This is a genomic window from Pedobacter ginsengisoli (genome assembly GCF_030244015.1).
GTDB lineage: Bacteria > Bacteroidota > Bacteroidia > Sphingobacteriales > Sphingobacteriaceae > Pedobacter > Pedobacter ginsengisoli.
This window is the reverse complement of record NZ_JASSYX010000003.1, coordinates 411024-423934: the sequence shown is the minus strand read 5'-3', so window position 1 is coordinate 423934 and position 12911 is coordinate 411024. Positions and strand designations below refer to the sequence as shown.

Here is a 12911-nt window from a genome sequence, read left to right as displayed (position 1 = left end):
TTAATTAACTTGGCGGGGCTAAATAATTAACGTAATGAAAAAGTTTACATTACTCTTGAAAATGTGCTTGTTTCTGTTTTTGTGCGTGGTTTTTATGGCTTTTACTCCGGTGTTCTCCTTCGATGAACAGGTTAATTATATTCAGAAGCTACTCAGCAGTCATTACGACAATACATCCGGCCCACTATCTGTAGACCGGTATGAACTTAATGTTACCAACACTGGATTTTGCAGATATAAACGTCATTTTACAACTGGAAAGGTAGAGTATTTCTCTTTCAATCTGTTGAAATTTAAGGATCTGGATTATTATGGTACGGATAAAAGCGGGGACTTATTCCTGCGTACGAAAAGTGATGATGTAATTGTGCAAACGTATAATGATAAAGATGAGGGGGATGTAGACAGCATGGCAACTTATATGGTGATACCGCTGAAAAATATGGAACCTCAGGACCTGTCAGACCTCCATGAAAAACTGATTAAATTGAGTACGCAGCGATTTGCTCAGAAATAGTGTAAACCGGTGTTTCCACATACCGGGATGCTACAATGATTTCAGTATTACCTGCATGTGAATTAAAGAGCGCTTTCACCAGTTCAGGGCAGTTGTTGTCCTTAGAAAGATGGGCGAGCAGCAGATGCGTCATAAAGGGAGGTCTGTGGGTATTGAACAGATTCAAAGCTTTTTTGTTGGACAAGTGACCTCTTCCGCCGCTGATCCTGCTTTTAAGAAAATAAGGATAGGAGCTCGTACTGAGCATTTCATCGTCATAATTTGCCTCCAGAAACGCAGCATGGCATTGCTTAAAATGAAAGATCAGCTGCTCACAGGGATCACCAATGTCCGTAAATACCCCTACGTTTGTGCTGCCGCAGGAAATCATAAAGCTGTGTGGTTCTGAAGCATCGTGAATTTTTAAAAAGCTGGTGACAGCAAGGGTGCCTATCTGTGTTACCTGGTTGCTGCATAAAGGTCTTATAAGGTCCTGGCGCAAGTTAAACCTGCACCCTTTTAACGTGCCGGAAGTGATATAAACTGGCAGGTTATATTTAGCCGCCAACGTACAAAGTCCTTTTACATGATCGGAATGCTCATGTGAAATGAAGATCGCTTTGACCTTGCTCATACAAAGTCCTGTCCGGGACATTCTTTTTTCAGTTTCCCTGCAGGAAATGCCTGCGTCAACAAGTATTGCCTCGGTTTCATTGCCGATATAATAACAATTGCCATTGCTTCCGGAATTTAAGGAGGCAATATAAAGCGTATTAGAGTCCATTTGCCCTGACTGTTATTTCTGCGATGTCCAAAACCTGGACATGCTGGTCCTGGTCCTTTAATTTTACTCCGTCACTAAGCATGGTCATGCAAAACGGACAGCCCGCCGCTATGATGGAAGGCTGAGTCTCCAGGGCTTCTTCTATTCTTTCAATATTGATGTCTTTGAAGCCTTTTTCAGGTTCTTTAAACATTTGTGCACCTCCAGCTCCACAGCAAAGCCCATTAGACTTGCAACGTTTCATTTCTACAAGCTGAGCGTCAAGGACCTCGAGTGCTTTCCGGGGAGCCTCGTAAACATCATTTCCCCGACCCAGATAGCAAGGGTCGTGATAGGTGATTTTTTTTCCTTTAAAGCTTTCGCCGCCTTCGGCTTTCAGCTTTCCTTCATCAATGAGCTGCTGGATGAGTTGGGTGTGGTGAATGACTTCATAATCGCCGCCTAATCCAGGATATTCATTTTTTATGGTATTAAAGCAGTGCGGGCAGCCGGTAACAATCTTCTTAATATTATAACCGTTTAGCACTTCTATATTGGTCATCGCCTGCATCTGGAAGAGGAATTCATTTCCCGCACGTTTGGCAGGGTCGCCGGTACAGCTTTCCTCGGTACCGAGTACGGCATATTTTATACCGACATGATGAAGGATCCTGCAAATATCACGTGTGGTTTTCTGTGCTCTTTCGTCATAACTGCCAGCACAGCCTACCCAAAATAAGATTTCAGGTTCTTCGCCTCTGGCTATCAATTGTGCCATGGTCGGCACTTCAAAATTCAGTTTCTCGCTCATTTTTTATCGTGATTAGCTTTCATCAGCCCAGTTAAACCGGTCTGCGGGAGCGTATTTCCATGGCGCTCCATTGTTTTCAATATTGCCAAGCATGGTATTTATACTGGCGGGCGACTGCGATTCCTCCATTACAGCATATCTTCTCAGTTCTGTGATGATGGCCAGTGGATCTATATTTATAGGACAAGCCTGTGTGCAGGCATTACAGCTGGTGCAGGCCCAGATTTCTTCTCTGCTGATGTGTGTGTCGAGGAGGGACTTTCCGTCGTCAAAACCATTGCCTGTTTTATCAATATTTTTTCCGACCTGCTCCATTCGGTCCCTGGTGTCCATCATGATCTTACGCGGGGAAAGCAATTTGCCGGTAATGTTTGCAGGACAAACAGCGGTGCATCTTCCACATTCAGTACAGGTATAAGCATTCATCAGGTTCACCCATGTAAGGTCATTGACATCTTTAGCGCCAAAGCGTCCGGCTTCGGCTTCAGGCGGTGTAAATGAAGGATCCAGCATTGCCTTCACCTCGTTGGTTACACTTGCCATATTTGTGAATTCACCTTTTGGTTCCAGGTTAGAAAAATAGGTGTTGGGAAAGGCAAATAAAATATGGAAATGCTTGGAATAAGGCAGGTAATTCAGGAAACAAAAGATGCCGATGATATGGAACCACCAGCAGCCACGCTCAAGGGCAATCAGAGCGCTTTCTGAAGCGGGTAAAAATCCTTGCAGATATTGACTGACCGGAAATGCACCCGCTGACGTATAATGGCCTGCACCCATTGTCTGAAGTTTTGCATCAGCAGCATTCATAATCAGGAAAGCAGTCATCAGCAGGATTTCTGAAATGAGGATTAAATTGGCATCTGATCTGGGCCAGCGGGTCATTTCAACCCCGGTAAACCTTTTAAGTTTAATGAGGTTTCTCCTGATCAGGAATACCACGCAACCCAACCATACCCCCAGAGCGAGAAATTCAAACGAACCGATAAGCGCATTGTAAAATAGCCCCAATCCACTGAAGACCCTGTGTGTGCCGAAAATCCCGTCTATCATGATCTCCAGTACTTCGATGTTGATGATGACAAAACCAGCATATACCACAAAATGGAGCAAAGCAGGTACAGGACGGAAAAACATCTTCGTTTGTCCAAATGCTACTTTGAGCATGGTCATTAATCTTTTCTGAGGCTGATCAGACCGGTTTTCGGATCTGCCCAAACGGATGTTGCGGATAACTTTTCTGAGATTATAGCTAAACAGGGCTATAGCAGCCACTGTAATTGCTATAAATAAGATTTGTGCTACCATTTATGTTAAGAATTATAGTATGCTAAGTTAAATAAATACTACAAAACATATTGCTATGCTTGCATAAAAATGAATTTTTTTAAACAAAATGAGTCTAACAAAACACTGATATTTGCGGGAGATATCCGGATTGAATGGCGTTCACTATTGATTTAGGCGTAAGTACTTCAACCTGATCTGCTTCCGGCGGATCAATTACACGCACATAGCCAGAGGGGGACCATAGGTGCAATTTAGTACCCATTACCAGATAAGCTTTGTTTTCATGGCGTATAAAGGCTCCGTCAGGTAAATTATAGAAATTTTCCCTGTAAGTGATCTTAAGGTGATCACTGCCGATCCTCTCTTTATGCATAATGTCATCTATTTCAGAAATCCGGGTTTTTTCGTCAAATTGGTATTCAGGATTTCCGTTAATCCACAGGGACTTAAATTTTTTATAATCACTTCTCCTGCATTCTGCACACGGCCTGTGGCCGGATGCAAGGGCAGTGGCTTCGTCCATAAAGAACAGTTCGGTATAGCGGTTTGGGGCCATAACCTCCCTGTGCCATCCTTTGAAATGAAGCAGGCAGGTGATCCAGGCTTTTAGTTTAAAGGGCCGTACGATCTCTTTGGCGGGGTTGTGGATAACGCCCCGGTTTCCCATCCAGGCGCCACGGGCCGGGGTTTTGATGATGTTTCCGTTGGGGTCAACCCTGTTTTGCAGCATAAAGTCTTCAGTTGTGTTAAAGATACTTATGATTAATGATATTTTGCTGTTGATGAATTTATTATGCTGGATTGGTTTTGGCAATTAAAATGCAGGGCTAGAATAATCCAGGGAAACAACCCGCGGGCGCATTTGTTATGCTATGCATCAGGCATGTGATGTAAGACTCACGTAATCGTCTTGAATAATGTTGAATAGAATAACAGCACAGTTTATGGAAAATTATCCGATAACAATCCGCCGGGACAAGGAAGTTTATCATTTTGAGGTTGGTGAATACCTGCACCATAATGGCGAAAGCTGTAAAGTAAAAGTGTTTCAGCAGGGAAATCTGGTGGCAAGTTTTGAACCGGATGCCTATAGCTATCTCCATATCTGTCAGAATCCCGGGAGGCTGGCTGAAGACCTGCTGCATTTACTAGCCGATCAAATAGAGGCGCATCATCCTCATGGCATTAATAAGGACTTAAATCAGGAAATATGAGATCAATTTGGAAAGGGACTATTGGCTTCGGATTAGTCAGTATCCCGATTAAACTGTACTCTGCTGTTCAGACCTCATCGCTGGATCTGGACATGCTGGACGGGCGCGACCATGCGCACATCAAGTTCCAGCGCGTCAACGAACACACGCGGAAAGAGGTGCCATACGAAAAGATTGTCAAGGGTTACAAATACAAGGACGACAATTATGTGATTGTTGAGGAGAGTGATTTTGAAGCAGCTGCCCCTGAAAAGACCAAAACCATAGAAATAGAAAGTTTTGTAGACATTGCTTCAGTCAACCCGATGTTTTATGAGACATCCTACTATGCCGAGCCGGAGGCTAAAAGTAATAAAGCATATGCATTGCTGCTGCAAGTGCTGAAAAAATCGAAGAAAGCCGGACTTGCACGCTTTGTGCTCCGTAGTTCGGAAAGTTTATGTATTGTACACCCGGTAGACAACGCACTGGTCGTAACGCGTATCCGGTTCCAGCAGCAGATCCGGGATCAGGACGAACTTAAAATTAATGACAAAGTTACCATCAATAAGAAGGAACTTGAAGTGGGGCTGGCATTGGTTAATCAATATGCCGAAGATTTTGACGTATCCAGGTATAAGGATGAGTACCATACCAAGTTGCTGAAACTGATTGAGGCCAAAGCTAAAGGAAAACGGCCGACCATTAAAAAACTTAAGCCCAGAAAAGAGAAAGATGAGGATCTGTACAGTCAGCTCATGGGTAGTTTGAATGCGAAAAAAGGAGCCTGATTAAGGAGTTGGATGGAGTTTCAGTCTTACACCCGTTTCAGATTCCAGTTCCGTCTCTGACAAAATGGTAAACTTAAATTTCTTGTCCAAATCAGGGATTGTCACCGTAATCTTTTTCCCGCTGATGGTATAGGTGCCTCTCCACATGATGTCTCCGCCTGGATTGATGTCTGCAACTCCATTAGGTTTTAAGCTGAGGTGCATGGCCCCGCCAGCCAGGTCTGTAGCAGGAGTGGTTTTTTCTTCTGTATAATTTTTCTCGGTGTCAACTTTTAATGTGTCTTTTTTGCAGGCAGCAAAGCCGGTCAGCAGGATGAATAGCGCGCACAGGATTTTTATTGAATGTAGTTTTTTGTTCATGGTTAGTTTATATTCTGTTGTTAAAACGCGCGGAATTGGGGGAACGCTACAGCATTTATCTAAGATAATCCTGTTTGAACCAAAAATAGATTGTCTCTAAACTAACCACCAGGTCAATGCCTGTATTTTTGGCTAATGTGATATCAAAATGAGGAAACTTTAATGCGGCTGCTGGTGTTTAGCATTAAAATACTCATGTCATGAGCCTTCAGAGATACAAGGAAAAACGTGATTTTACCAAAACGTCCGAACCGAAAGCCGGTGATATCACTAAAAAGGATAAATCGGTGGTTTCGGGAAAGACCATCAGGCAGGTGGAACAAAGCAGTGAGAAAGTGTGGCAGCATGGCCATGAGGAAACTGTAAAAAAAGGCGCAGTTAAAGTTGTCGCGGCTAATTTCGAACAGGAGGCGGTCAACGAAAACCCGCAGGAGCTGAGTCCGGAGATTAAAACATTGTTAAAGAAGGGGACAAAATCAAAGATACCCATCGGGATGACGCCCATGCTGGCTACACTGGTGGATAAGCCATTTGATGATCCGGGATGGGTGTATGAAGTCAAATGGGACGGTTACCGGGCCCTGGGTTTTTGTCTGAAGAATCGGGATGTACAAATATTGTCGCGCAACAATAAACAGTTTAATGAAAAATTCTATCCTATTTTCCAGGTGCTGCAAACCTGGAAAATGGACATTGTAGTGGATGGTGAGATCCTGGTGATCAATGAAAAAGGAGTTTCGAAATTTGGCGATCTCCAGAACTGGCGCAGTGAGGCGGATGGGGAACTGGTCTATTACGTGTTTGATCTGATCTGGTACGAAGGCAGGGACTTTACGGATCTTCCTTTAGCCCAGCGCCAGGCGATTCTGGAAGCGGTATTGCCGCAGGATGATGACCGTGTAAGGCTCAGCAAGGTTTTCAAAGCCAAGGGGAGCGAGTTCTTCAATGCAGCATCTAAAATGGGACTGGAAGGTGTTATTGCAAAAAAATCTGATAGTCTATACAGTAAAAATAACAGGTCTAAGGAATGGCTTAAAATCAAAGTGAGTAAGCGACAGGAGGTCATCATTGCAGGTTTTACCAAAAACGAGGATACGCCTAAGCAGTTCAGTTCTTTGCTGCTGGGCGTGTATGAAGATGGTAGGTTGCAGTATGTGGGTAAAGTGGGCACAGGCTTCAACAATGCAGCACAAAAAAAGATGATGGCGCAGTTCAGGCCACTGATAACTGATAAAAGTCCATTTGAGGAGATTCCGGATATAAATAAACCTTCCCGCTTCCGGCCGAACCCGCCTAAAGCTAAGGCAACCTGGCTTAAGCCTGAACTGGTCTGCGAAGTTGCCTTTTCCGAGGTGACCAACGACGGTGTATTCCGCCATCCCTCGTTCCAGGGAATGAGGGATGACAAGAAGGCCAGGGAAGTGATCCGCGAGACCGAAGTAGAAACCAAGGCAATCGTTGAGACGGCGCTTCCTGATGAGAAAGAGACTATACCCGTGCACAAAGACCAGCATGCTTCGGCAATCAGACCGCCTAAATCTGCAGGCCGAAAGACGCTGTTAAACCCGAAGGACGAAACGCAGGTCCGCAAGGTAAATGGTCACGAACTGAAATTTACACACCTGAGCAAACTCTACTGGCCGGAAGATAAAGTGAGCAAAAGGGATATGTTCAATTACTATTACCAGGTGGCTGATTATATTCTGCCTTATCTGAAGGACAGGCCGATGTCGCTTAACCGTTTTCCTGGTGGAATTCATGGCAAGAGTTTTTATCAGAAAGATGTAAAGGGAAAGGCGCCTGACTGGGCGGATACTTTCCCTTATATCACCAGTGAAGGGGAACACAAAGCGTATTTGCTGGGTAACGATGAAGCTGCTTTGCTCTGGATGGCATCGCTCGGCTGTATTGAGATGAATCCATGGTTTTCAAGGAGCAAAAGCCCGGACAACCCGGATTACTGTGTGATTGACCTTGACCCGGATAAAAATACTTTCGATGAGGTCATCCATGTCGCGCAGATAGTTAAAGAAGTGTGCGGTCAGATAGACGTTCCATGTTATGTAAAAACATCTGGTTCGACAGGAATGCACATCTATATCCCGCTGGGTGCAAAGTATACCTATGACCAAAGCCAGATGTTCGCCAAGATCATCGTCACTCTGGTACATCAGCAGGTTCCCGAATTCACCAGCCTGGAGCGTATGATTGCCAACCGAGAAGGAAAGATGTACCTTGATTTTCTACAGAACAGACCAGGAGCAACCATCGCGGGGCCATATTCGCTGAGACCGAAACCGGGCGCTACGGTTTCCATGCCGCTGGACTGGGACGAGCTGAAGCCTGGTCTTACTATGAAAGATTTTACAATTTTCAATTCGATAGACAGGCTGAAAGAAACCGGTGACCTGTTCAAAGGGGTACTTGGTAAAGGGATTGATCTGTCAAAAGCGGTTAAAAAAGCAAAGGAGGTGTTTGGTTAAGCATTTTTATTGCCTGGCAGCGGTTAGTTGTTAATGTGGATGCACAGTTATCTACCTTATGTTTGGGCTGATCTTTTGACAACTGAGAGAATAATACCGGTCCATGAACGCTGCGGTAGTTTCGGTGAATTAACTATTTAAATATTTATTAGGGACATTTAAAGGTGTATAATCGATGCCGTAGGCCGCTCTAAGTAAAACGGCAACAACTTCATAAATCAATTTTTCCGTTCTTTGGAATTGGGGGAGTAGTCCCATCATTGCATAACTAAGTGGATTAACAGATGGAACAAATGTTTCCCATTCATAACCTTTCCCCCATACAAGCCCTTTGACAGTTAGCGTTAAATCTGCTGATTCAGAAATAAGGTAGTTCATTACATCAATACACTTGTTTGAGTTCTGATTTACTGTATGAAAAATTGGCGTTTGTCCGCCGAAACCGTTTTCGTCAATCGCAGCCTTAATGTTTATATCAATGCCATGTTTCACGAGTATTCTGGCACAGGCAAGGTGGTTGTATTCTGCACAAATATGAAGCAATGATACTTCATACAAAGGGGTAAATGTACAGTCAAATGTATATTTATTCTTTAACGCCTGCTTATTGTTACTTAATAAAGCATCCAAAGAGACAGCATCGTCCAAGAAAACGGACAACAATATTTTATCATCGAAGTTCAGGCCATAATCTACAAAGACTTTAAAACATTCCTTAAATTTTGGTCCCCGTGAATATTCTGTAATGAGTTCATAGATTAGTGGCTTACCTTTAAAATAATCATTAGGATTTATTCCGTTTTCAAAGCATACTTTTATTCCTTCCTTTGAGTGAACTTCAATTTCATCTATAATTTTTTTTAAGTAGTCCACGATGGTTACTTTTGATTTGTCTGAACTGTTATCGCTAACTCATAAATATACAAGGTTATATGCGATATATAAATATCTGTTTTTTAAACTATTTATTTCATAAGTTTCTGGACATGCTTCGGCATAGAAGGTGCCGGGAAGCCTTAGCGGAATTATTGGCGCTATTAAAATACATTAAACAAAAAAACCTGTTTAACTCGTAAGCTAAGTCTGAGCAGACTGACATGGAAATCGAACCAAATATAGCGTTTAAACGCAAAAAAAAGCCTTTTTCTAAGTGTGGTATGGGCCGGGATCGAACCGGCGACCCATGGATTTTCAGTCCATTGATCCGATTCAGTAAATGTTTGTTTTTCAATATTTTACATTACTGCTCTAATTTTTAGTAGCACAAATTCAACTAAATCCTGATTGTCCTGATCAGGTACTTAAAGATACGAAAATGGTAGTTACATAAAAGAATTTCTAACTTTCACACTCCCTTGTGCAGATTATTATTTGTTAGCATGCAAAATGCATCTTACCTGATCCTATGTTTGCTGCATCTAGAATTCTAACAAGCTCAGAATTATGAAATTATTGCTCCCGATATTTACCCTTGCCCTCTGTCTGCTGCTTTTTCTTCCTGCAGCAAACCCCCAGAGACAATGCGGTTTTTGTACTTGACCAAACATTGTATTTGGGGTATGGATATATCAATTATTTTGAACCTTATACTGTTTTCTCAGTTACTCAAAACGTAGTCCGGTACAATCCGGACGCCGATAGCTGGTCTGAGGGCCGCATCTGGCTGGAAGACCTGGAATATTCCCGCTCGGTGACCAAAGTGGAAGTATTTGGCCGGAAACTCTACACCAGTTTCGGGGACGTCGGTCTGCTAAAGGAGTATAACACTGCCACTGGAAGGACTTCAGTATTTATCGTCTCGTTTGACTTACGTCTGTTAACATAGTATTCAAGAGGTCGTTATAATCACTTAGGTCAAATCCTGCAATATATTGCAGTGGGAAAGCAATAGGGTAGGCCTACAACCATTCTATTGATTGTTGTAAATATCTCATTAGCGGATTAATGTATAAAGATTAAGCAATAAAAAAGAAAGTTTAATGACTGAAATAAATGATCAGAAATAAATTGTGATCAGTTGGCGCAATAAAAGACAATAAACTCTTTTATGTTCGGAAAATTTACTTAGTTTTGCTTGTGTTATGGGAATATTTTCTAAAACGTGTGAATATGCAATGCGAGCAGTTTTCTTCATCGCACACCGGACTGCCAATGGTGGAAGGGTGGGCATTAAGGAAATAGCAACAGGAATTAATTCCCCGGAACACTTCTTAGCGAAAATTTTGCAGGATCTGGGACGCAGAAACATCATCAAGTCCGCTAAAGGGCCAAATGGAGGCTTTTTCATGGATGATGTCACCCTCAAGAGAAGATTGTCTGAAGTTGTTGAGGCCGTTGATGGAAATGGTCTTTTTACCGGATGCGGCTTGGGTCTCGATTATTGTTCTGAAACCGATCCATGTCCACTGCACAATGAATTCAAAGCAATCAGGGAACGTATCCATCAAATGCTGGAAAATACGACGATAGAAGAGTTCAATGAAGACTTAAATTTAGGAGTCACGAGATTAAAAAAATAAAAATTTGCCTTAAAAAAGGATAAAAAGGTATTAATATATTTAACAACAACCATGAATACATTCAAGAAGTTAATCGTCCTCCTTTCGCTCATCTGCATTTCCATTCCGGTTTTCGCTGATGAAGCACAAGGCACCGTGGTGCATAATTCTAATGCCAGGGAGCTGATGTGGTTTTTCGCTATCGTGCTTCTGTTCTTGCTTTTTGCTGCATTATATGTTTATGAGAAAGTAAAACAGATTAAAAAGATTTCCGATAGAAACAGTGGGGGGTCAAAGCCGCTTAAAGAATATCTAGTTGATATGGATTCCAGGCAAATTGATAGCTATCTGAAATTTAGAAGAGACAAGGATAAACAGAACGATGATCATGGTATTTCGATTTTGATCTGGTTTTCAGTCATTTCGGTTCTCACATTTAACTCACTTCCTGCGCATGCGCAAGGACAGGCACCATCTTCATTTTGGACAGAGGGAGGTGTGATAATTACCGTTTTGCTCATCGCCATTCCCATTCTCGCAGGAGCTTTTCTTATGACGATCAAAGTCAGTAAGCTTTTTCAAGTTTACCAGAACAAAAAAAACCTTGAAGAAGCAGAAAAGCTAGCTGCCTATCTTCAGCAACCAGGCAATGATGATATTGAACAAGTGCTGATCAAGCGAAAGCTAGCACTGGATTTTACTTTAAATCATCAGGAACTTTCAGGAACTCTCCAGCCTGAAGACACCAAAGGCTTACTGCAACAGGTCAATACAGACGCAGTTTTACCGGTGGTTGCCGTAAAAAAAAGAGCAGTTAAAAGGCCACAGATAGATCCTGCACTTTCAAAGCTTATTTTATGGTTTACAGGGACTGCCTGTTTTTGGTTAATTTTCGGAACCACTGTCGGAGAATATCTGGGAATTAAATTTATCTCACCGGATGCAGACCAGTTAAGTTGGCTAAGTTTTGGTCGCTTACGTCCCGTACATACGAATGCGGTATTCTGGGGATGGGCATCCTTAGGCATGCTTGGATTGGGTTACTATGTTGTTCCACGGGTCAGTAATGTTGCGCTTAAAAGCATAAAACTCGGCTGGTACACCCTTTACCTGATAAATATTTCCGTGTTTTTGGGAACGATTTGTCTGATGTCAGGGCTCAACAACGGTGGTGGCGAGTACCGGGAGTACATTTGGCCGGTTATGCTGTTTTTCGGCGTTGGACTGTTATTGACGCTGATTAACTTCTTACAGACAATTGCACGTCGAAAAACTAAAGAGATTTACATCTCTAACTGGTACATTGTCGCCGCTATAATCTTTGCTATAGTGATTGCTATTGTTGCTTATGTGCCTTTCTGGCAGGACGGACTTGGAGAAACGATTATCCAAGGGTATTACATGCACCAGGGAGTAGGTATGTGGTTTATGCTGTTTACTTTGGGTATCGTTTATTATTTTCTTCCTCAACAACTCAACAAGCCGATTTATTCCTATAGTCTGGGTATACTGGCTTTCTGGGCACAGATTCTCTTTTATACTGTGATCGGCACGCACCATTTTGTGTTTAGTTCCATCCCCTGGTGGTTGCAGACTACAGCAATAGTCGGAAGTGTTGGTATGGTGATCCCGGTAGCGGCAGGAACGACAAACTTCTTGCTGACCTTCAAAGGCGCCTGGTACAAAATACCCTCCAGTTATACTCTCCCGTTCTTTCTCATCGGTATCATTTTTTACTTTACTGGCTCGCTTCAGGGAACCGCGGAAGCATTTCGTTCCACTAACCTGATCTGGCATTTCACCGATTTCACCGTCGCCCATTCGCATATAACCATGTATGGTATCATCTGTTTTTTACTTTGGGCAGGTATTTATGCCCTAGTTCCCAGGCTCACCGGAAAAGAGGCTCCCCAAATTACAGTGGGCGCGCATTTTTGGCTTGCACTGATCGGATTGTTATTCTATACCATTCCGCTCATGTATGGCAGTACACTTAAAGGGATGATGTGGATGCAGGGCAAACCTTTCATTGATAGTGTGGTATTTATGACCCCTTATTGGTTATGGCGTGCCATCGGCGGCAGCCTGATGTGGCTTTCACATCTCTTCTTTGCTTATAATCTGTACAAGATGCTGACAGGAAGTACAACACTAGATGTCCGTGAAGCTGCTATTGAAAAACTCAACCAATCCTACACGGCCACAGAACGTAATTTATAATATAAC

At 42.8% G+C, this 12911-nt stretch carries 13 protein-coding genes and 1 tRNA gene; 7 read left to right on the top strand and 7 right to left on the bottom strand.

Going from position 1 to position 12911, the window contains the following annotated elements:
* Nucleotides 1–34 precede the first annotated feature (34 nt).
* Complete coding sequence (locus tag QEP08_RS13975; protein ID WP_285058909.1) at nt 35–517, top strand: hypothetical protein; 483 nt, start codon at nt 35–37, stop codon at nt 515–517.
* Here QEP08_RS13975 and QEP08_RS13970 read toward each other — a convergent pair.
* The 4 genes from QEP08_RS13970 to QEP08_RS13955 all read right to left on the bottom strand — a co-directional run bounded on the left by QEP08_RS13970 (nt 483) and on the right by QEP08_RS13955 (nt 4090).
* Nucleotides 483–1280, bottom strand: coding sequence for an MBL fold metallo-hydrolase (locus tag QEP08_RS13970; protein WP_285058907.1), 798 nt, complete (start codon nt 1278–1280; stop codon nt 483–485). The two genes, QEP08_RS13975 and QEP08_RS13970, sit on opposite strands and share 35 nt — an antisense overlap.
* Nucleotides 1270–2070 (bottom strand): (Fe-S)-binding protein, encoded by an 801-nt coding sequence (locus tag QEP08_RS13965; protein WP_285058906.1) that lies wholly within the window; start codon nt 2068–2070, stop codon nt 1270–1272. The genes QEP08_RS13970 and QEP08_RS13965 overlap by 11 nt, the downstream gene beginning before the upstream one ends.
* Nucleotides 2071–2082: 12 nt before the next feature.
* Nucleotides 2083–3378: a 4Fe-4S dicluster domain-containing protein gene (locus QEP08_RS13960; protein ID WP_285058904.1), complete on the bottom strand. Its 1296-nt coding sequence runs from the start codon at nt 3376–3378 to the stop codon at nt 2083–2085.
* Between the two features lie 94 nt (nt 3379–3472).
* Nucleotides 3473–4090, bottom strand: a complete 618-nt coding sequence (locus QEP08_RS13955; protein ID WP_285058902.1) for a hypothetical protein — start codon at nt 4088–4090, stop codon at nt 3473–3475.
* Nucleotides 4091–4304: 214 nt separating this feature from the next.
* Here QEP08_RS13955 and QEP08_RS13950 point away from each other — a divergent pair, with 214 nt between their 5' ends.
* Nucleotides 4305–4574 (top strand): hypothetical protein, encoded by a 270-nt coding sequence (locus QEP08_RS13950; RefSeq protein ID WP_285058900.1) that lies wholly within the window; start codon nt 4305–4307, stop codon nt 4572–4574.
* Nucleotides 4571–5344: a non-homologous end joining protein Ku gene (gene ku, locus QEP08_RS13945; protein ID WP_285058899.1), complete on the top strand. Its 774-nt coding sequence runs from the start codon at nt 4571–4573 to the stop codon at nt 5342–5344. The genes QEP08_RS13950 and ku overlap by 4 nt, the downstream gene beginning before the upstream one ends.
* Here ku and QEP08_RS13940 read toward each other — a convergent pair whose 3' ends face one another.
* Nucleotides 5345–5704 (bottom strand): hypothetical protein, encoded by a 360-nt coding sequence (locus QEP08_RS13940; protein WP_285058897.1) that lies wholly within the window; start codon nt 5702–5704, stop codon nt 5345–5347.
* Between the two features lie 200 nt (nt 5705–5904).
* On the opposite strand from QEP08_RS13940, the gene ligD reads away from it, so the two are divergent.
* Nucleotides 5905–8187 carry a DNA ligase D gene (gene ligD, locus QEP08_RS13935; protein ID WP_285058895.1) on the top strand — a complete coding sequence of 761 codons (2283 nt, stop codon included), beginning with the start codon at nt 5905–5907 and terminating at the stop codon, nt 8185–8187.
* Between the two features lie 129 nt (nt 8188–8316).
* Here the strand turns inward: ligD and QEP08_RS13930 are convergent, their stop codons facing one another.
* Nucleotides 8317–9060, bottom strand: coding sequence for an ankyrin repeat domain-containing protein (locus QEP08_RS13930; RefSeq protein WP_285058894.1), 744 nt, complete (start codon nt 9058–9060; stop codon nt 8317–8319).
* Nucleotides 9061–9340: 280 nt separating this feature from the next.
* Nucleotides 9341–9437, bottom strand: a tRNA-Phe gene (locus QEP08_RS13925).
* A 302-nt stretch (nt 9438–9739) separates the two neighbouring features.
* Between QEP08_RS13925 and QEP08_RS13920 the strand changes: the two genes are divergently transcribed.
* The 3 genes from QEP08_RS13920 to QEP08_RS13910 all read left to right on the top strand — a co-directional run bounded on the left by QEP08_RS13920 (nt 9740) and on the right by QEP08_RS13910 (nt 12905).
* Entirely contained in the window at nt 9740–10012 is a 273-nt protein-coding gene (locus QEP08_RS13920) for a hypothetical protein (RefSeq protein ID WP_285058893.1), read from the top strand.
* Nucleotides 10013–10268: 256 nt separating this feature from the next.
* Nucleotides 10269–10706: an RrF2 family transcriptional regulator gene (locus QEP08_RS13915; protein ID WP_285058891.1), complete on the top strand. Its 438-nt coding sequence runs from the start codon at nt 10269–10271 to the stop codon at nt 10704–10706.
* A 51-nt stretch (nt 10707–10757) separates the two neighbouring features.
* A complete protein-coding gene (locus QEP08_RS13910) occupies nt 10758–12905 on the top strand; it encodes a cbb3-type cytochrome c oxidase subunit I (RefSeq protein WP_285058890.1) in 2148 nt (715 codons plus the stop codon).
* The last annotated feature ends 6 nt before the right edge of the window (nt 12906–12911 follow it).

What these genes read in the sequence shown, in the direction of transcription:
- QEP08_RS13975 (WP_285058909.1), top strand. Translation starts at nt 35, where the DNA reads ATGAAAAAGTTTACATTACTCTTGAAAATGTGCTTGTTTCTGTTTTTG.
- QEP08_RS13970 (WP_285058907.1), bottom strand. Translation starts at nt 1,280, where the DNA reads ATGGACTCTAATACGCTTTATATTGCCTCCTTAAATTCCGGAAGCAAT.
- QEP08_RS13965 (WP_285058906.1), bottom strand. Translation starts at nt 2,070, where the DNA reads ATGAGCGAGAAACTGAATTTTGAAGTGCCGACCATGGCACAATTGATA.
- QEP08_RS13960 (WP_285058904.1), bottom strand. Translation starts at nt 3,378, where the DNA reads ATGGTAGCACAAATCTTATTTATAGCAATTACAGTGGCTGCTATAGCC.
- QEP08_RS13955 (WP_285058902.1), bottom strand. Translation starts at nt 4,090, where the DNA reads ATGCTGCAAAACAGGGTTGACCCCAACGGAAACATCATCAAAACCCCG.
- QEP08_RS13950 (WP_285058900.1), top strand. Translation starts at nt 4,305, where the DNA reads ATGGAAAATTATCCGATAACAATCCGCCGGGACAAGGAAGTTTATCAT.
- ku (WP_285058899.1), top strand. Translation starts at nt 4,571, where the DNA reads ATGAGATCAATTTGGAAAGGGACTATTGGCTTCGGATTAGTCAGTATC.
- QEP08_RS13940 (WP_285058897.1), bottom strand. Translation starts at nt 5,704, where the DNA reads ATGAACAAAAAACTACATTCAATAAAAATCCTGTGCGCGCTATTCATC.
- ligD (WP_285058895.1), top strand. Translation starts at nt 5,905, where the DNA reads ATGAGCCTTCAGAGATACAAGGAAAAACGTGATTTTACCAAAACGTCC.
- QEP08_RS13915 (WP_285058891.1), top strand. Translation starts at nt 10,269, where the DNA reads ATGGGAATATTTTCTAAAACGTGTGAATATGCAATGCGAGCAGTTTTC.
- QEP08_RS13910 (WP_285058890.1), top strand. Translation starts at nt 10,758, where the DNA reads ATGAATACATTCAAGAAGTTAATCGTCCTCCTTTCGCTCATCTGCATT.